At 54.0% G+C, this 19,005-nt stretch carries 18 protein-coding genes and 1 pseudogene; 9 read left to right on the plus strand and 10 right to left on the minus strand.

Features of this window, described 5'->3' with window-relative positions:
* The 9 genes and pseudogenes from HF921_RS04145 to HF921_RS04185 all read right to left on the minus strand — a co-directional run.
* A pseudogene (locus HF921_RS04145) lies at positions 1-187 on the minus strand (heterodisulfide reductase subunit B); the annotation flags it as partial.
* A gap of 10 nt (positions 188-197) precedes the next feature.
* Complete coding sequence (locus tag HF921_RS04150) at positions 198-884, minus strand: 4Fe-4S dicluster domain-containing protein (protein WP_014029820.1); 687 nt, start codon at positions 882-884, stop codon at positions 198-200.
* 59 nt (positions 885-943) lie between these two features.
* Positions 944-1,414 (minus strand): sulfur carrier protein DsrE2, encoded by a 471-nt coding sequence (gene dsrE2 / locus HF921_RS04155; RefSeq protein WP_064220136.1) that lies wholly within the window; start codon positions 1,412-1,414, stop codon positions 944-946.
* Between the two features lie 45 nt (positions 1,415-1,459).
* Positions 1,460-1,690, minus strand: coding sequence for a sulfurtransferase TusA family protein (locus HF921_RS04160; protein ID WP_064220137.1), 231 nt, complete (start codon positions 1,688-1,690; stop codon positions 1,460-1,462).
* Between the two features lie 120 nt (positions 1,691-1,810).
* Positions 1,811-2,143, minus strand: a complete 333-nt coding sequence (locus HF921_RS04165; RefSeq protein WP_215893368.1) for a rhodanese-like domain-containing protein — start codon at positions 2,141-2,143, stop codon at positions 1,811-1,813.
* A 100-nt stretch (positions 2,144-2,243) separates the two neighbouring features.
* Positions 2,244-3,272: a GTP 3',8-cyclase MoaA gene (gene moaA, locus HF921_RS04170; protein ID WP_215849298.1), complete on the minus strand. Its 1,029-nt coding sequence runs from the start codon at positions 3,270-3,272 to the stop codon at positions 2,244-2,246.
* Between the two features lie 63 nt (positions 3,273-3,335).
* Positions 3,336-4,274 carry a dimethyl sulfoxide reductase anchor subunit family protein gene (locus HF921_RS04175; RefSeq protein WP_215893369.1) on the minus strand — a complete coding sequence of 313 codons (939 nt, stop codon included), beginning with the start codon at positions 4,272-4,274 and terminating at the stop codon, positions 3,336-3,338.
* A gap of 9 nt (positions 4,275-4,283) precedes the next feature.
* Positions 4,284-4,976, minus strand: a complete 693-nt coding sequence (locus tag HF921_RS04180) for a 4Fe-4S dicluster domain-containing protein (protein WP_064220141.1) — start codon at positions 4,974-4,976, stop codon at positions 4,284-4,286.
* A gap of 18 nt (positions 4,977-4,994) precedes the next feature.
* Positions 4,995-7,853, minus strand: a complete 2,859-nt coding sequence (locus tag HF921_RS04185; protein WP_215893370.1) for a molybdopterin oxidoreductase family protein — start codon at positions 7,851-7,853, stop codon at positions 4,995-4,997.
* 177 nt (positions 7,854-8,030) lie between these two features.
* Here HF921_RS04185 and HF921_RS04190 point away from each other — a divergent pair, with 177 nt between their 5' ends.
* Complete coding sequence (locus HF921_RS04190) at positions 8,031-8,336, plus strand: hypothetical protein (protein ID WP_064220143.1); 306 nt, start codon at positions 8,031-8,033, stop codon at positions 8,334-8,336.
* 4 nt (positions 8,337-8,340) lie between these two features.
* Here HF921_RS04190 and moaC read toward each other — a convergent pair whose 3' ends face one another.
* Positions 8,341-8,850: a cyclic pyranopterin monophosphate synthase MoaC gene (moaC, locus tag HF921_RS04195; protein ID WP_215892887.1), complete on the minus strand. Its 510-nt coding sequence runs from the start codon at positions 8,848-8,850 to the stop codon at positions 8,341-8,343.
* A gap of 56 nt (positions 8,851-8,906) precedes the next feature.
* Here moaC and HF921_RS04200 point away from each other — a divergent pair, with 56 nt between their 5' ends.
* The 8 genes from HF921_RS04200 to HF921_RS04235 all read left to right on the plus strand — a co-directional run bounded on the left by HF921_RS04200 (position 8,907) and on the right by HF921_RS04235 (position 18,964).
* Entirely contained in the window at positions 8,907-10,436 is a 1,530-nt protein-coding gene (locus HF921_RS04200; protein ID WP_215893371.1) for a PhnD/SsuA/transferrin family substrate-binding protein, read from the plus strand.
* Positions 10,433-11,998 (plus strand): ATP-binding protein, encoded by a 1,566-nt coding sequence (locus tag HF921_RS04205; protein ID WP_215893372.1) that lies wholly within the window; start codon positions 10,433-10,435, stop codon positions 11,996-11,998. Before HF921_RS04200 ends, HF921_RS04205 begins: the two co-directional genes overlap by 4 nt.
* 40 nt (positions 11,999-12,038) lie before the next feature.
* Positions 12,039-13,409, plus strand: a complete 1,371-nt coding sequence (locus tag HF921_RS04210) for a sigma-54-dependent transcriptional regulator (RefSeq protein ID WP_215861641.1) — start codon at positions 12,039-12,041, stop codon at positions 13,407-13,409.
* Positions 13,410-14,110: 701 nt separating this feature from the next.
* Positions 14,111-14,623 (plus strand): thiosulfate oxidation carrier protein SoxY, encoded by a 513-nt coding sequence (gene soxY, locus HF921_RS04215; RefSeq protein ID WP_215893373.1) that lies wholly within the window; start codon positions 14,111-14,113, stop codon positions 14,621-14,623.
* Between the two features lie 36 nt (positions 14,624-14,659).
* The gene (gene soxZ, locus HF921_RS04220) at positions 14,660-14,992 is read left to right on the plus strand and encodes a thiosulfate oxidation carrier complex protein SoxZ (protein ID WP_064219892.1); all 333 of its coding nucleotides are present in this window, start codon (positions 14,660-14,662) and stop codon (positions 14,990-14,992) included.
* Between the two features lie 213 nt (positions 14,993-15,205).
* On the plus strand, positions 15,206-15,892 hold the full coding sequence (locus tag HF921_RS04225) for a DUF302 domain-containing protein (protein ID WP_226817504.1): 687 nt from the start codon (positions 15,206-15,208) through the stop codon (positions 15,890-15,892).
* An 18-nt stretch (positions 15,893-15,910) separates the two neighbouring features.
* On the plus strand, positions 15,911-17,638 hold the full coding sequence (soxB, locus tag HF921_RS04230; protein WP_215893374.1) for a thiosulfohydrolase SoxB: 1,728 nt from the start codon (positions 15,911-15,913) through the stop codon (positions 17,636-17,638).
* 282 nt (positions 17,639-17,920) lie between these two features.
* Positions 17,921-18,964: a rod shape-determining protein gene (locus HF921_RS04235; protein ID WP_226834327.1), complete on the plus strand. Its 1,044-nt coding sequence runs from the start codon at positions 17,921-17,923 to the stop codon at positions 18,962-18,964.
* Positions 18,965-19,005: the final 41 nt, after the last annotated feature.

A 19,005-nucleotide genomic window follows, 5' to 3' on the forward strand; every position in this document is an offset into this window, starting at 1 on the left:
CTTCCTTCTCCAGTTCCCACATGTGATCGCGAATGTCGTCCATCCGCTCACCCAGGTCCACCGTGCGCCGGTCAACATGATTACGCACCCAGGCCGTAGCCGCCTCAGCTTCGTTCGCCGAAAGATTCGTATCCTGAAAAAAGGCGCCGTGACCCGCTACGCCCTGCTGCGTGCTGTTGTCGCTCATGATGGTCTCCTCAGTCCTTATCACTCTGACTCTCAAGCCAGTCTTCGTAATCTTCGCGCTTCTCGTCAATGAAGTCCTCGATAACATCGAACAGATTTTCGTCCATAGTTTCCAATGACTTAAGCACACCCGTCATTTCCCAGATGGTGTACATCTCTACGGATGTCTTCAACGATACTTCCCACGCCGTTTCCACAGTCTGCAAGGTGCGCACCGGGATGGCCTTACGCAGGATCCGCAGATCACCTTCCACCTTTTGGATATTGGGGCCCCAGTCGGGGAAGTGATCGGGCTGAATCATATCCGGGGACAGCTGGTTGCCCGTGGTGATCAGCTTGAGCATGACACGGCCGAAGGGCCGCAGCACATCTTTCGCCGACTGCATGCCATGACGAATAGACACTTCGCGCAGAATCATGACCAGCCCGCCAGGGGAATTCTTGAATGGGCAACGTGCCGCGCAGGTCATGCACTGTGCACAAGCCCAGATTTTCTCCTGCATCACGTCATATATTTGCTCGACATTCTCGGTCCACAGCAACTGGACGATCTCGCGCGGACTGTAATCATAGAACTGCGCAGACGGGCAGGTAGCCGTACAAATGCCACAATTCAAGCATCCATTGAGTTCATGGTCATAACGAAAATCCGCGCGGACTTCGTCAAACATCTCCTTCATCTCAGCGTAAGTCGCCATTTACTCGCTCCTCGCTAGCAATTAATACGTCATACCTGTTGCAGTGCAGATCGGTAAGCTCACATAAAGAGCGTGATATCAGACTCTCCGGCAAACTCAAAGAACGAGGCAGCGCCACCAAGTTCAATTCCGTCAATAAAATCGGTCGTATCAAACTCGAAAAGATCAACGGTCATCTGACAGGCGATCATCCGTACTTCCGCTTCAACACAGAGCCCACGCAGTTCTTCAAGACTGGCAACACCCTTGGCCTTCATTTTGCTCTTCATCATGGAAGTGGCCATTCCTTCCATGCCCGGAAGCACCATCATCAGCGTCGGCATCGGTATCGGCATGGGCATTGCGGGATTCCCGAGCGGACTCACGCGCAGATGGCCCAAATCCTTCTTCAACAACTGCAAGCCGTAGAAGGTGAAAAATATTTCCACTCCATAGCCGAGCGCTGCTGCGGTAGATGCCAGAATGAAGGGCGGATAACCCCAGTCCAAAGTGCCCTTCGTGGCAATAATTGCTAATTTTTTCTCGTCCATTGCTTTGTGCTCCCGGTCGGGCTTCACTCCCCAACCTTGTTAAATTTAGGCCTTCTGGATAAAGAAGATGAACTCGCCAGCTGCTTCCGCATGCTCCAGCAGGGGATTCTTGGTCTGCTTGGCAAATGCTTCGAAGTCCTTTACGGCGCCTGGATCAGTAGCGACAATCTTCAAGACCTGTCCGGAGGTCAGTTCACCAAGTGCCTTCTTGGTGCGGAGAATCGGTAGCGGGCAATTCAGTCCGCGGGCGTCGAGTATCTTGTCTTCTTGTACCATGAGTTAACCTCCTCAGTTATAATGCATAAAAAACCACTTGCAAGACTCTATCAGGAACGGCATGAACAGCAAGGCAAATATTTTGATTTGATGATTAAGCACCCCTATTTTAGAATATCCTTATTGATCCGACAGCTGTACAATAGGAAAGCCCCGATTGGCCCAGGCGGATATTCCTCCGTGTAAATTAAGCACTTGCCCGAAACCCTGTGCCGCGGCAAAGGCCGCTGCCTGTGCCGAGCGCCCACCGCTCAGGCAGTAAAAAATGACCGGTTGCGATTTATCCAGATGCTGCAGTGACATGGGCAATAGGTGCAAGGGCAGGTGTTTGGCACCATTGATGACCCCCCGGGCAACTTCGCCGGGCGAGCGCACATCAATCAAGGTGAACACACTCCCCTGTTCCGCTAAGGTATTAAGCTGATCTGCGGTGATTTCTTGAAAACCGTACATGTGTCGCTCGTTTACATGAAAGAAAGGTGAATTGAGCAGTCTACACGATGCTCCGCACAGCGTGTAGCACCAGTTACCGGCAACATCAGAACCTCAAAGGCTACCCCCCGAGTCGCATCATGAACACCCTCGCAGAACGGCTCGGGTCATTTACAAACTGATGCCGCTCCGGTTTATCGCGCCAGATACCCTGAATAATGGCCTCGGCAATTTGCCTGTCACTATTCGATCCCCGTATAAGGGGCAAAAGTTCCAATCCGTTATCCTGCCCCAGACAGTGCACCAGGCGCCCCGCCGCCGTGAGGCGTACCCGGTTACAAGTTGCACAAAAATTATCGCTGATGGGGGTAATAAAACCCACCTGGGAGCGCACCGCCGGAAGCTGATAAAGACGGGCCGGGCCATTATCCGCAGGCCTGGTCACGAGTTGCAGTGGACCAAATTGCTGCTCTACGACTTGCTGTGCCTCCGCGGCGCTCAAAAATTGCACGTCCTGGGCACCCGCCCCGGCCTCGCCCAAGGGCATGGTTTCAATAAAGCGTATGTCGATACCGCGCTGTATCGCATACTCCACCAGCGCGGGCAGGTCATTTCCGTTATCCTGGCGAAGCAGTACGACATTAAGCTTAATCCGTGGAATTTCCGCGATAATAGCTGCTTCGATACCGTTCAGCACACGCTGCAAGTCACCACCCCGGGTCACCCGTGCAAAGACTTCAGGATCAAGACTGTCGAGACTGATATTTAAATTATTGACGCCTGCCTGACGCAGAGCCTCTGCGTGACGCCCTAACAGTAACCCATTTGTGCTGATACTGATCTTGCCCACACCGTGACGGCGTGCGGAGCCGACGAGAGAAAGAATCTGCGGATGAATGAGCGGTTCGCCACCCGTAAACCGCATATGGCGGACGCCGAGCTCACTGAAGACACGAATGAGGCGATCATATTCTTCTGCCTGAAGATGATCGTCCCGCGCGAAGAAGGGGGTCCCCTCTTCAGGAGAACAATAATTACAGCGAAAGTTGCAGTGCTCAGTCACCGAAATTCGCAGATAGGTGACATACCGGCCGAACTGGTCCGCCAATGCGGATTCCCGTATCGGTTCTGCAAGGAACCTCTGCAACATGCCTTCCACTCCTTGGAGATTTCTCCCTCGAAAATCTATACTAGACCTCCTTTAAGACCGAGTTCAACATTGCTGGCGACCATGATAGAGGTTGACCACATGCTGCGCTTCGACAAAAAACAGCCAGCGCTCCACACCGATTCCGAAGATGACCGACAGAACGGCAATCCAGGCGAAGGCCGACTCTCCGGTGGCCAAACTGATCATCAGTGCGGCAATAGGAATGACAAAGGCACAGACAAACATCATGACCTTGATGCTCCGCGCTTTAGCCTTCGGCAAGGTATGTCCGAACTCTTCCGTCAGGAAGGTACCAAAGGTATGTCCCTGTTCCAGAATGCGCACGGTAGAACGATTGAAACCGATGGCGGTACGTATGGTCGGCCCGCCTGGACGAGCAATCCAGAAATAATAGATTCCTTTCATAACGGCGGACGCAGCCAGCAAGGCCAGAGCGATGCCCACCAGAGTGTCCGCCGGAGCACCCATAATAACTCGCTCCGCGGCCAACACCGTAGCACCGATAGCTAGGCCCATGGCGTAAAAATTGGCGGGGACCAGCGCTGTATTCCACTGACGAATCGTACGCAATACCGCGTAAATCATGCCTTGGCAGAAAATGGTCACCAGCCCGACCACCCCGGCCAGATTCAGCAGAATCAGCCCCGCAGTGTCATGAGTACCGCCGGTGAAGAAAACCCAGCCCAGATAGAGCACCGCGAATGGATAATAGAGCACCGCAAAAACGCCCTCCCGTGCCAGCCAGGAAGTACGCCAGCGGGTAAAAGCCCGCCAGGCATTCTTGGGATTCGCGAGATGGGCGGTGGAGGACAACATCCCGATGCTGACGAAAACAAGGGAGAGAATCACCGCGACCACCGTCTGCAACGGATTAAGACCTCCATCAATCTGGAAGTCATTGACGATGGCCGTGAGGGCCATGATGCCAAAACCGCCGCCGGAGAACAGGGTCAGGAATATAACTGCGAGAGCCGGATGCATGGGATTTCCTTAACGCTCAACCACGCGATTGACCCACTCCTTCATCTTGCGAACAGCCTTTTTCTTGAGCTCTTCGGTCGGGATGGGGGCGTGGACACGGGGGGGCAAATAGTGATTTGTGGGGTTGTAATCAAGCTCGGGCATAAGCTGGTAACCACCTCGGTCGCGTACCGCCCGGCTCACCGGGCTTTCCGGATCGTCCACGTCGCCGAACATACGGGCGTGTGCCGGACAGGTCAGCACACAGGCGGGCTGCCGTTCTTCTTCCGGAATCTCCATGTCGTAAATGCGGTCGATGCAAAGGGTGCATTTCTTCATGGTGCCGGAGACACGATCCAGTTCGCGGGCGCCATAAGGACAGGCCCAGGAACAGTAATTGCAGCCCATACATTTACTCTGATCGACCAGTACGATACCGTCTTCGGCGCGTTTGTAGGAGGCTCCGGTCGGACACACGGTCACACATTCAGCGTTCTCGCAGTGCATGCAGGACATGGGGAAATTAATGGTTTTATTGTGGGGGTAATCGCCCACCTCAAAGTGACGGATGCGGTTGAACCATACGCCCGAAGGCTTGGCGCCATAGGGGTCGTAGTCCGTCAACGGCGCTGTCGTACCGCTGGTATTCCATTCCTTACAGGCCACTGCGCAGGCATGGCAACCTACGCAAGTGTCCAGATCAATGACCAAACCGAGTCTCATGGCATTCTCCTTGGCGCCTCAGGATTTCAGGTTGACGGGCCTGTGGGTGTGATAACGCAGCACATCAGGGGCAGGGGTGTCTCCGGGGAGAGGCTTTATGGTTGGAAATACCGGCCAGGTGCCCTCTTCTCCCGGTGCTGCCGGATAGATCTTGACCATCAGGTCATACCAAGCAGCCTGACCGGTGATTGGGTCGGAATTCGTCAGACGCCTTTCACCCTGCTTGGCTGGCAGCAGTTCGGAAATGAGATGGTTCATCAGGAAGCCACGAGTCGCTTCGGCAGCCTCTGGTTTCAATCCCCAGGCGCCTGATTGCTTGCCAATGGCATTCCAGGTCCACACCGTATCTGCCTGGCAGCCTTCGATGAGCTTGACCTGCACACGAATCTTACCGTTGTGACTCTCTACCCAAACCCAGCTTTTGTCCTCGATACCCATCTGCAGGCCGCGCTGACGATTCATATAGAGGTAGTTCTGGGCGATGATCTGACGCAACCAGGCATTCTGGCTGTCCCAGGAGTGATACATCATCATCGGCCGCTGGTTGACGGCGTAGAAAGGATATTCCTTCTTATCGATGCGCTGCTGTTCTAAAGGCTCATAGAAATCGGGCAACGGATCGAAGTAGGTTGCCAGACGTTCGCGATCCACCGGATCTTTGGGTTGCGGCCCATCGTAAAGCCCCTGTCCCGCCAAACGGAAGCGCTGGAAAGTCTCAGAATACAATTCGATAACAATAGGATCAGCCGTCGGATTGAAGCCAACGCGCTGCGCCAGCTCCAGATAATCCTTGTTGGCAAAGCGGTAAAAGGCCATGGATTCCGGCAGGTGATACTTGAAGAACCCTTGATTTTCGATATACCGATCCCACTGGTTGGGGTTCGGCTCGCCACGCAGATGGCTATTACCATCCGTGCCGCGCCAACCCGCCAGGAAGCCAATACCCGGCGCCCGCTCATAGTTGATGATGAAGTCTTTATAGTCTGTAAATCGGGGCTCGCCATTCTCTTTGGTGAATGCCGGAAATTTGAGACGACCAGCAATATCCACCATCACTTCCTGCCAGGGCCGCACGTTACGGTCGAGCTGGAGAATGGGATGACGAATGGAGTCACAAATGGCATCCGGCTCCGAAATAGGGCGATCAAGTAGAGAAATGGCGTCGTAGCGCTCCAGATAGGTGGTATCGGGCAGAATCAGATCGCCGAAATTGACCATTTCGGAATGGAAGGCATCCACGACCACGAGGAAGGGGATTTTGTATTCGCCATCGTCGTCCTTAGATTTAAGCATCTCCTGCACGTTAGCCGTGTTCATGGTGGAGTTCCAACTCATGTTAGCCATGAAGAAAATCAACGTGTCGATAGCATAGGGGTCTTTGTTGACCGCGTTGGTGATTACCATGTGCATCAGGCCATGGTTGGCGATCGGTGCTTCCCACGAATACGCCTTATCGATGCGTTTGGGTTGGCCATTTTCGTCGATGACCAAATCCTCCGGTGCCGTGGGGAACCCCAGCGGCAAGGACTTGAGCGGTGTATTGGGTGCGCTGTGTTGGGCTGGCTTGTTGGGTGGTGGTACCGGCTTTGGGTACGGCGCTTTGGAACGGAAGCCGCCGGGGCAATCGATGGTGCCCAGCAAAACCTGGAGCAGATGGATAGCGCGAGCCGACTGCATACCGTTGGAATGGGCAGAGATACCGCGCATGGCATGCATGGACACCGGGCGCCCGATGAATTTGTCGTGTTTGCGACCCGCCCAGTCGGTCCACTCCACTTCGATTTCAATGCTCTCCTTGAAGGCCACATGGGCCATTTCCAGAGCCAGACGCTCAATGGTCTCGGCAGGAATCCCGGTAATCTTGCTGGCATTTTTGGGCGAAAAGCGATCGTCCAGATAACGCTCAGCGAGCACGGACATAACGGTGCGCACGGGTCTCCCGTCTGGCGCGCCATACGCGCCAAAGAGGGCGCCAGTGGAACCGGCTTCCATCCCGTTGGCGAAAGCCTCTTTTTTGAGGTCCCAAATCATGGGATGCCCTTCGGCATCCCGCAGAATCAGGCCATCACCCTTTTTACCGGGGGTATTGACCACGAGGAAGGGTGCATTTGTGTAGCGCAGGAGAAAATCCCAGTCGAACTGTTCGTTCTGCAAGAGTACATGCACCATGGAGAGTGCCAGCAATCCGTCAGTGCCCGGTTTGATTGGCACCCACTCGTCCGCAATAGCCTGATAGCCGGTGCGCGCCGGATTGATACCGACGAATTTACCGCCGCGACGCTTGAGTTTCTCTAGTCCGATCTTCAAGGGATTGGAAGAATGGTCTTCAGCCACCCCCCAAAGCATGAAGTACTTGGTGCGCTCCCAGTCCGGGTCGCCAAACTCCCAGAAGGCATGCCCCAACATATACAGGCCCGCGGTGGCCATATTCACCGAACAGAAGCCGCCATGGGCAGACCAGTTGAGCGTACCGAACTGCTGCGCCCAAAGGCCGGTCAGTGCCTGCATCTGGTCTCGGCCAGTAAAAAAGGCGAGTTTGTTGGGGTCCGTGGCACGAATGTGGGCGAGCCGCTGAGTCAGGGTACCGATAGCTTCATCCCAGGAGATTTCCTCAAACTCACCGGCACCGCGCTCGGTACCCGGCTTACGCCGCAACGGATTACGCAGCTTCCCAGGGGAATACTGCTTCATGATCCCGGCGGAACCCTTTGCACAGAGAACGCCCTGATTGATCGGGTGGTTGCGATTGCCCTGAATAAATCGCACCTTATTGTTCTCTACCGTGACCTTGATGCCACAACGGCAAGCACACATGTAGCAAGTCGTGTATTTAACTTCCTGCTTGCTGTGGTCTTCAAATTCTGTGGCGCTAGCCATCTTGTACCTCGCGTCTGCGTGCACCAAATTAGAAACATCCTGTTATCCCCGGGATGTTGGCGGAGCAGGCCTGATAAAGCAAGTCAGCGTTTTTGATTTTGTAATAAGTAGTCCTTATTTGCTTTGTACCCGACGTGGTGAGTAGCTTAGGGTACCTAATTCCGAGGAGATTCACGCATGAATCGCAACGAGTTCAAAGAACATTCGCGCATTACCGTTTCCTGGAAGGATAGGGAAGGCAAGCTGCGCCCCGGCAATTTCTACGTCTATGCCCTCCTCAAGGACGCCATGATCGTCCGCGCCACGGACAAAGACGGCTTATTACGCAAACTTGCCTTCAGCGACGTGCTGCGCGTGGTGAAGTTTCAGGATGTGGCGCCGCAAGATCGCTACATGATCCCTGATGAGGTCCTGAAAGAGGCAAACTGGAAAGATCGGGATGTGATGGTGCGTTACAGTTCTTCACCAAGCTGCGGCAAGTAAGGTATCAGGCGGAAGGCGGACGGGACGTCTGGTCTCTCTCCCAGAGGCCCGTCTTGCCGCCGTCTTTCCGCAAGAGGCGGATATTTTGCAGCAGCATCCCGCGATCTATGGCTTTGCACATGTCGTAAATAGTAAGCAAACCCACGGAAACCGCCGTGAGCGCTTCCATCTCGACACCTGTCTGGCCGACGCAGCGCACTTCGGTACGGCAAACAATCCGCGCCGGATCATACGCAGGCGTCAATTCGACCTCGACGCCCGTGAGGGGCAGAGAGTGTGCCAAAGGGATCAGTTCCCACGTTTTTTTGGTGGCCTGAATGGCTGCGATGCGTGCTACACCCAGGACATCGCCCTTCCCCATCCGTCCAGATTCTATGCACTCCAGCGTCGCTACCGCCATGACGATTTCGCCCGCCGCCAGTGCCACCCGATTGGTCACCGTTTTCCCGCCGACGTCGACCATGTGCGCTTCCCCAAGCACATTAAAATGACTGAGACTATCGAGACCTGACATAAATCTGGCACTCCTTTTGCTTGATACTATGGACATACGCAACTCAGGAAGCGGACATGACCTTTCCAAAACGCCTCTGGCTGTGGATGATTCTCTTTTTTTTCAGCATCTCTGCACAAGCCGATCTGCGCTTTTTGCTGCCGCCGGTCAGCAGCCCGGCGGTGATGTACGCCGCGTTCACGCCGCTCGCCAAGTATCTGAGCCAGGCAATAGGCCAAAAGGTCACCCTCAGCTTCAGTGCCAACCTGGAAAACTTCTATAATGAGGCCGAGAAACCGACGGCACAGATTGCCCTGTTCTGCCCGATTTCCTATATTCGCACCGCGCATACCGAAGCCTACCGACCACTGGTCGCGGTAACACCCACCCCTGGCGGGAATCATAGTGTGATTGTCGTACGCAAGGATAGCCACATTCATAGGATCCTCCAACTCCGCAACCAGAGCTTCGTGATGGGAGATCCGGCCTGTGCGGCTTCATCGCTGATTCCCCTGTCGCTGTTCCACGAAGTGGGACTCACGCGCAAAAGCTTCAGCACCTTTCGCCAGAGCGGCTCTGACCAAAGCGCGCTGATGGACGTGGCCGCACGTTTCTATGATGCAACGGCCGTGGCAGAAAACGTGGCGGCGCCCTACTTGCGTTCAGGCAGTTTGCGCGTTATCGCCCGCGCTGATGTAGGGCCAGGCGACCTGCTAGCCGCCTCATCCGAGGTTCCGGCGATGATACGATCGCGCCTGACTGCCGCTTTTTTACAGGCTTATCGGGCCGATCCAGCCGCTCTCCATGCTTTGGGTGGGCTGGCTGCGGGCTTTCAGCCCATCAGCGATGAAGACTACAATGTGCTGCGTACGCTCTATAAGGACATACATGGTGTCGCCTTGAATCCCAAGATTCGACAGGAAGCATTGACGCTCGGTATCCCGCCCACGTTCACCCCCCTCTCTGCCTATCGTATTTTTGCGCCGCTGCAAGCGACATTATCTCACATCACCCAGCGCCCTGTCCGAATGGTCATTCCCCGTAATGAGGAGACATATGTCGCAGATGGGCGCAAGGGCCGTTTTGACTTCGCGTTACTGACGCCCAAAATGGTACCGGCGGAGAACAACTGGATGATTCCGCTCGCGGAATCTGTGCCGAACAGACGCGAACAAGGGCTAGCCATCATCGCGCGCGATACCGCGCAGGGGACCAAGTTTAGATTATCCGACCCGCTATCGGTCGCCTACGCCAGCCCCTATTGCAGTGGGAAGTCCATTGTGACGAAAAAGCTGCATAAACTCGCAGACGGACGCACCATCGTGTGGTTGGCCGTAGGATCGGAACGCGCCGTATTCACCCATTTGGCCGACGGCAAAGCGCAATTGGGCGTTGTGCGGGTAGCAACCATCACTGCCCGGGAAAAGGAATTACCCGGAACCTGGTCTATTATACAAAACGGGGGGGATGCGCCAGCCTGGACACTGGCCGCCAATCGGCGGTTGTCGCCGGAGTTGCGCGATCGTGTGGAAAAGAAGATCCTGGCGCTACCCGCAGAGGCCATGAAGGACACGGGCTTTCAGAACTTTAGTTCGCCCAGACCATGAACAGTTCTTTCAAGGACAACCAGGTATCGGCGCTCCGCAGCGCGTCTCCGGACCCGCGTGAGGTAAGCACATTACACACCTTCTTGGCGCACATCCTGCGCAAGTTGACCAGGTCCTATATCGTGGTGGTGCATCCCATTTTGCGGTCTTGGCAGAATATGACCTGGCGTGCCAAGAGCATGGCTTTTGTGCTCTTGCTGGTGGCACTCATCTATCTTTTGATTGCCCTCTTTCTGTATACCTCTGTACGTACGGATCTTACCAGTCAGGTGCAGACTGAACTGATGCGCCTGACTCAGAATCTGGCCAGCGACGCCGCAGATCCGTTGCTCCTCAAAGATGGCGGCAAACTCAGTAAGCTAGCAAACTCCAATAACCCTTTAGTGCGCTCGATCGTGGTGGTCAACCACTTGGGCGTTATTGTCGCCAGCAAGAATATTTCGCAACTGGGGCAGGTCATTCGGCTGCCACTACCCGATATGGCGAATCATCAGACCGATCAGTTTATGGCCCCTATCCTGGCGGGCGGGCATCGCCTCGGGGCTGTCTGGGTGAATAGCGACCGCCAGCAAATTGCTGAACTGGTCAACCAACGATTGAATCGCACGACCAGCCGTTTGCTGATACTTGGCTTGATTACAGCTTTACTGGGTTTACTGGGTGCTTACCTGGTGAGTTTGGCAATGACGCGTCCGGTACTGCGGCTCCTTGGCGAGATTGAGAATATGGGAGCACGGCTAGGCCTTGAGGAGCGCCCGACAATACCGTGCCAACCCCTGTCCGGTGATGAATTGCATCGCCTGGAACGTGCTTTTCGCCTGACAGAACAACGTCTCAAAGAGCACCTAACGGAACTTCGGCAGCTACATCAACGCCAGCAGGCCATGCAATGTATGGCCACTATCGGTGAGATGTCGGCGCAGGTAGCGCATGAAATTCGCAATGCCTTGTCATCTCTGCGCGGTGCCGCACGCTACCTGGTACGCCATGGGAATGAGGAAAATCAAGGGGATTTCATTTGCATCATTGAAGAAGAAGTACAACGCCTCTACGACATGACTCAGGGCTTTCTCGATTTTGGCAGGCCCTATGCCGCCATGCCCGTGGACATAGAAATCCACAGTTTGCTGAAACATAGCGTACAGCGCCACAGCATCGATCTGGAGGCTAAAGCCATCGCTATTTCTGTGGATTGCCCTCCGTCGCTACACGCACTGCTCGACCCATCGCTGATCGGGCAGGCACTCAGTAACCTGCTCCTCAATGCCATAGATGCCCTGCCACCAACAGGTGGGCATATCTTCCTTTACGCAGAGTCGCTGCCATACTACCAACTCAATATTGGTGTCCGCGATAACGGTCCTGGCATACCCGATGAAAAACACAGCACTATTTTCAAGCCTTACGTCACCACCAAAACCAAAGGCAGCGGACTCGGGCTGGCCGTGGTTACCAAAATCATGATGGTGCATGATGGTGGGGTAGAACTACGCTCCACAACAAGCGGAGCAGATTTTGTCCTGCATTTGCCGCTGCGTCTCCCCCGCTCAGGTCAAAAATAGGTTAAGTTAGAGCCATTCGAAATTCAGCAGCGAGTAGTCCATGACAAATCCTGTATTGATTGTAGAAGACGAAAAGAATCTGCGCCGGGTACTTGTCGCGGTCCTAGAGGCAGAGGGCTACCCGACCATCGCCGCGGAAAATGCCGAAGAAGCTTTGGGCATGATACAGACCAAGCATCCCGCCCTGGTTCTGAGCGATCAGCGACTACCCGGACTGTCGGGAACAGATCTGTTGCGCCGGATTAAGGAAACGCACCCAGAGATCCCAGTCATCATCTCCACGGCCTACGGAGAGATTGAACAGGCCGTAGAAGCCATCAAGGCGGGGGCAGAGCATTATCTGACCAAGCCGGTCGATGAAGGCGAGCTGATTGCCCTCATCCGCCAGACTTTGGCTCGGCACGGGGAATCTCTGCCCCCGCTGCACCGGGAGTTGCGCCGATATGGCCTGATTGGCGTGAGCCGCGCCATTGAGACGTTATTGGAGACCATTGATCTGGTAGCACCGGCGCCATCAAACGTACTCATCACCGGAGAATCCGGTACCGGGAAAGAGCTGGTTGCGCGCGCACTGCATCAGGCATCGCCACGGGCCGAACAGCCTTTTGTCGCGTTCAACTGCGGTGCCATTCCTCTGGAACTGGTGGAAAGTGAGATTTTTGGCTATGAGCGCGGCGCTTTTACCGGCGCCACCCGAGCTCAGGCGGGCAAGTTGGAAATGGCGGCCAGTGGCACGCTCTTCCTCGACGAGGTCGGTGATATGCCACTGCCCATGCAGGTCAAGATGTTACGTGCCTTGCAGGAACGGGAATTTACCCGCCTCGGCACCCATCAGCCCCAACGCCTTGCGGCCCGCATCGTCGCGGCCACACATGTTGATCTTGCGAAGGCAGTTAGTGAAGGCCACTTTCGTGAGGACCTGTACTATCGCCTCAATGTGATTCCGCTCCTTATCCCACCGTTGCGTCAGCGACAAGCCGATATCGCACCTTTGGTACACCATTTTCTGCGCCAAATTTGTACGGTTATCGGTCGGGATCCCATGGTCACCATCGCTCCAGACGCCCTAGCCGCCCTGGAGGCATATGAGTGGCCAGGGAACATCCGTCAACTCGAGAATCTTCTGGAACGAATGGTTGTCCTCAATCGCCATGGCCACCTCCAGCGGAGTGATCTACCCACCGAAATCGCCCGACACCAAAGCGATAACGCTTTCCCTACTTCTAGCAGTCCGTTCGACCTGCCGGCGCTCGAGCGCCAAACCGTACTCAACGCGCTCGAAAAGACCCGGTTCAACCAGAGCCAGGCGGCGGTTCTCCTGGGAATCAGCCGCAAACAGTTGCGCACCAAAATGAAAAACATCGGACTTCTGGGTGATCAGGATGGTGAAGACGACACCATCGACACCTGATGGAAGCAATAAACGGGACACGCCATAACGAACTGGCCCTTTTGGCGCAGCAGAAGCCACCCGGAATGCACCACACGACGCTCCCGCAATCGGCGCTGCCGATCCCAGATAACAGGAATTCAACCCGACGCCCCACGCCTCTTTCATAACTTGAATTAAAACAGCCTGATTTTATCTGGTGTTCAACCCCCTGCGTCGGGACATCCCCCACATCATCGACGACAATAGCAATTGTCGCCCGGCAGCAAACGCGCAAACCTTCTCTGGCATGAAAGCTGCTAGATATTATTGCCGCACCCGTGGAATTTTTAGCGTCAGAGGAACATATTAATGAAGCGCAGCTTGCGTCGACTTGTCAACCTGATGTTACTGGCTGGCTCTTCATCCGCTCTGCCTTTTGGGGTAAATACGTACACCACCGTCGCTGATTCCACGATCCATAATATTGAGGCTGGCGCACTATCGCCGTTGATCGTGCAAAAAGAACTGGCCTGCCTGTCATGCGCGCCATGGCGGGGTATGTAGGCGCGGCATGGTCCATAAAGGGAATCAGCTTTCCACAGCGGTTTCGGAGTCAGGTAAAGATTGACCTATATTTCTCGGTATTCTGAAAATCTGTTCCCTTACGCATGGTACCAGGATTTGGCAAAAATGTGGTCTTTGAATCAAACCAGAGAACAAACTTAAGGAGATTTTTTGTGATGAATAAAACGATACATAGACGCCAGTTTTTGGGTACCACCCTAGCCACTGGGGCGGTCGCCGCCGCAGCGGGAATCGGCCTGATAAAGCCCCGACTGGCCTTTGCAGATAATGTACCGGGCTGGCCCGCCAAGGCCTTTGACGCCAAGGTCCTTAAAGATGCCATGAGCAATACCATAGGCAAAACACAAGTGGCTGTTTCATCCAAGGTTAAACTGACTGCACCCTCTATCGCCGAAAACGGTGGTGCAGTACCCGTCACTATCGAAATTGATTCGCCGATGACCGCCGATGACTATATTGCCACGGTTTACTTGTTCGTGGATCACAATCCGACCCCCCTTACCAGCCAGTTTACCTTCACCCCGGCTTGCGGACAGGCTTATATTCAGGAACGCATCAAGATGGCCAAGACGGATAACGTCCGCGTGGTAGCAAAAACCAACAAAGGTGAATTCATGGCCTCAGCACCGCGTGAAGTCAAAGTCACTATCGGCGGTTGCGGCGGTTAATTCAGAAAAACCCCAACTTTATAGAGGATATCATTCATGTCAAAGAATATCGGTAACCCAATGATTCGCATGGAAAGCAATGCAAAAAAAGGGGAGATTATCGAAGTGCGGTCATTGATCATGCACCCTATGAGCACCGGCCTGATGAAGGATAAGGCGGGTAAGATTATTCCCGCTCATATCATCCAGACGGTAAATATTACGTTCAATGACAAACCACTCCTGGATATCGACTGGAGCACCGCAGTGAGCGCCAATCCCTACCTGGCCTTTAAATTACGTGCGGAAGACAGCGGCACTCTGAAGATGGTCTGGAAAGACAACAAAGGTGGGGTTTGGAGCGCCGACGCCAAACTGACCGTAGCCTGATTTTGTGCGTACCGTCCGGAAATCTCTAGCCAATATCAAACGGCAGTGTCGATATGAGTACGTTGCAGATCAATCTTACCCCCTTTTCGAGGGCTGTCGATATCGGGAGAAAGCGCTTACTTCCCGACCCGTCTGGTCACATGATCTGCCGAGAACACACTGCAAAAACATATGCAAGGATGCGACAAAAAAGCAGGGACGGCACCGGAAAGCATGGACTATTGCAATCCGGAACATTTTATGGGCCGTTTAAGTACCGGCATCAGGATCAATGTTCCGGCTATCGGCCCACATCTAAGCCGCCGGGCGACAACTCTTCCTCTGGAACTGCTCCCCTGGAACAACCAACTAACGGGAAATACAAATATGAATATACGCAAGTCGATTCCATTCATACCAGCCACCCTCCTATGCAGTGCATTGTTATTTTGCGGGCCTGCGGCCGCCGCAAGCATTGCGGCACCGGTGTCCGGGATGCCAGCCATCAATACCAGTACCCCCCTCTACATCGTGAATGTGCAAAAGGGGGTTACCCCTGCACAAATAAAGATGGGAATCCAGAGTGGTGCGGAGGCAGAGAACATGAATCTCGTAGGTTCTCTGGATGTTCAGCAGGGGCTCAAAGCACGCGGCATCAAGAACAGCCAGCCTTATGTTATCTATGAGGTATGCAATCTGGTGTTGGGAGCTAAAATTCTCAAAACCACTCCAGAATTCGGAGCCTTTGCACCCTGTAAAATTGTGATGTATGAACAGGGAGGTCAACTTAAACTTATGACCTATTTACCCACCTATGCCCTGCGATACTTTCCGAAAAATGCCGAGTCCGCGAAGGTCGCCAATGAATTGGATCGGCAGATCATTACAGTGATGAAGCAGGCCGCGGCTGGTGGGCTTTAAGCACTATTGGAGGATTTCATGAATTTAGGAAGACGTGACTTTTTGCAGTTGATGGGCATTGCAGGTGCCGCAAGCTTCTTTTCGCCCGGTGCTGCGCAATCTGCTTGGGGTGCTGATGCTGATCCCTATGAAATTCCCGACTATGGTAATGTGACTTTATTACACATGACTGATTCCCATGCCCAGCTTTTACCGGTCTGGTGGCGGGAACCCGATACGAATATCGGTGTTGGGCCTGCGCTTAACCAAACGCCCCATCTTTGTGGGAAATGGATGCTGGACTATTATGGAGTAGCCACACCGGCATCCAACGAATATGCCTATTCTTGCCTCGACTATGACACCCTGGCCCACAAATATGGGAAAATTGGCGGTTATGCTCACATCGTCAGCCTGGTTAAGCGGTACCGGGCGCAACGCGGAGACAAAGTACTCATGTTGGACGGTGGCGATAGCTGGCAGGGTTCTGCAACCAGCCTCTGGACCAAAGGCGCAGATATGGTCGGTGCCCAGAACTTACTTGGCGTTGACGATTTTGTCGGTCACTGGGAGTTCACCTACGGTCAAGATCAGGTGGAACATCTGGTCAAAACCGAACTGAAGGCAAACTTTCTGGCACAGAATATCTTTAGCAATACCTGGCAGGAACTAGTATTCAAGCCCTACCACATTCATGAGGTAAGCGGACGCAAAATCGCGGTGATCGGTCAGGCTTTTCCGTTCACGCCCATCGCCAATCCCAGGCATTTTATGCCGGACTGGGGCTTCGGCATCCACACCGAACATATGCAAAAAATGGTAACGGAATGCCGTGAACAACATCATGTTGATCTGGTCGTCGTACTCTCTCACAATGGCGCTGATGTAGATAAAAAAATGTCGTCTCTGGTGAACGGTATCGACATCATTCTTGGCGGGCATACTCACGATATTATGGGCCCAAAGCCATTTATGGTGAATAAAACCCTGATCATAAATACCAGCACAAACGGCAAAATATTGGCCCGATTTGATCTGGATGTGGGTAAAGGCAAGCTGAATGGCTGGCGTTTCCACTATCTGCCGGTATTCTCTAACCTGATCAAAGAGGATGCTGAAATGTCCGCATACATTCAAAAGGTCCGCGCGCCTTACAAAGATAAACTTGCGCAGCCTTTGGCGATCACCGAAAGCCTCCTCTATCGGCGTGACAATTTTAACGGCACTTTTGACCAATTGATCTGCAACGCGTTGTGTGAAGAAATGGACTGTGAAGTGTCTTTCTCACCGGGATTCCGCTGGGGTTACTGTAAGCTTCCAGGCGAAACCATCACCATGGAGGATGTGATGGGACAAACTGCCATCACTTATCCCCAGGTAACCGTTAATACCTATACAGGCGAAGAAATCAAAAACATCATGGAACAGGTCGCTGATAATATTTTCAACCCCAACCCTTATTATCAACAAGGTGGAGACATGATTCGGGTCGGCAATATTCAATACGATTTCGATCCTGATGAAAAGATTTATCACCGCTGCAGCAACATGCGGGTTGGCGGTAAATCCATATCAGCCACTAAAAAGTATAAAGTGGCCGGATGGGCATCCATGAAGCCCGTGGAGGGTAAACCCATTTGGGAAGTTTTCGCCCATTGGCTACAGTCCAAAAAGCAGGTGCGCGTAGACAAACTGGATCTGCCAGCGCTCAACAAAGATATGGCCAACAACCACGGCATTGCCTTCCCGAAGTCCTACGATTTATAAACTTCGTTGCAGATAACACGCGTAACGCACCGGCGCTCAGCGCCGGCTTTCTTGTGCCCGTCGTGCTGATTTCTGTCGAACACTCAGCCTGCTCGGCGTCCACCAAAGGTTCAGACACACCTCAAAACGGATGCTGTGGCCCATCCATCCACAGGCTTCATGGCTTTGGTCTCGGCCATTGCTCATGCTAGACTGCCCCATGCACATGGCTTGTTGCGGATGCAGTGACCTTACTGTCCCTTCGAAGCGCTTTCTTCCACTTTCAGCAAGGCTTTCAACTTGATGATATTCAAAAGAATTCTTGGGATTTTCTCCACCGATCTCGCCGTGGACCTGGGCACTGCCAACACCCTGATTTACGTGCGCGGCAAGGGTATCGTGCTGTCTGAACCCTCCGTAGTAGCCATCCATACCGGGCGACATGGGGCCACCAGTCGTCGGATGTATGTCGGGGAAGAAGCCAAACGTATGCTGGGTCGCACACCAGCAAATATTACGGCAATCCGACCCCTGAAAGACGGCGTGATTGCCGATTTCCAGATTACCGAAGCCATGCTCAAGCACTTCATCAGACGTGTGCACCATCAACGCTTCCTGAGCCCAAGCCCGCGGATTATCGTCTGTGTACCCTATGGAGCAACGCAAGTAGAACGGCGAGCCATCCGCGAGTCGGCGATGAGTGCGGGTGCACGTGAAGTACACCTGATTGAAGAGCCGATGGCGGCCGCCATCGGGGCCGGGATGCCCGTTGCGGAACCAACCGGCTCTATGGTGGTGGATATTGGCGGTGGCACCACCGAAGTCGGTGTCATCGCGTTGGGTGGAGTGGTCTACTCCCAGAGCGTACGTGTCGGTGGCGACAAAATGGATGAGGGGATCGTCAACTACATCCGTCGCAATTACGGCATGCTGATTGGCGAGACTACCGCCGAAGAGATCAAGAAAAAGGTGGGCTGCGCCTATCCCGGTCAGGAAGTACGCAGCATGGAAGTACGCGGACGCAATCTCGCTGAAGGCGTTCCACGGACTTTCACGATTACCAGCAATGAAATTCTTGAAGCCCTTCAGGAGCCATTAGGTGCAATTGTCGGCGCCATCAGACTCGCGCTGGAGCAGACCCCCCCCGAACTCGCTGGCGATATCGCTGAACGGGGCATGGTGTTGACCGGCGGTGGCGCCCTCCTCCGCGATCTGGATCGCCTGATCATGGAGGAAACAGCACTACCGGTCATCGTTGCGGAGGATCCGCTAACCTGCGTGGCGCGGGGCAGCGGCCGGGCGCTCGAAGAGCTGGAACTGCTGGGTGAGGTGTTTGCTGACGATTAAGCTTACGGCCCTTCCTGAGCTACCATGCCTGCATTGTTTTT

Source organism: Acidithiobacillus ferriphilus, assembly GCF_018854775.1.
GTDB lineage: Bacteria > Pseudomonadota > Gammaproteobacteria > Acidithiobacillales > Acidithiobacillaceae > Acidithiobacillus > Acidithiobacillus ferriphilus.